1 protein-coding gene is annotated in these 378 nt (G+C 46.6%); it reads right to left on the reverse strand.

Annotated elements, in window-relative coordinates; translation table 11 throughout:
- The coding region (locus tag AC04NP_RS30710) for a putative Ig domain-containing protein (RefSeq protein WP_482863955.1) at positions 1 to 378 on the reverse strand (378 nt) is incomplete at both ends.

The raw sequence follows: 378 nt of genomic DNA on the forward strand, positions 1-378 counted from the left end.
GCCATTGGAATAACTGTCTTCGTTCTGGGCTGCGTTCACTGTATAAACAGCTTCCGTGTCAGGATTAATTACAATGCTTACCGTCTGCGTAGTCTCTCCGCCATCTGCATCGGTGGTCGTAACATCTACCGTATAAGTACCATCAGCGACTTGAGTTGCATCGTTCACCGTAATCTCACCAGTAGTTGCATTTAAACTCATCCACGCAGGTAAAGTGCCTGAAGCAATCACAGCGCTCGTAATTGCTCCATCCGCATCTGCTACGCTCGCTAATTGATAGCCGTTGGAATAACTATCTTCGTTCTGAGCAGGATTTATCGTGTAAACAGCTTCCGTGTCAGGATTAATTATAATGCTCACGGTCTGCGTAGTCTCTCC

The organism is Agaribacillus sp. DX54 (genome assembly GCF_056858335.1).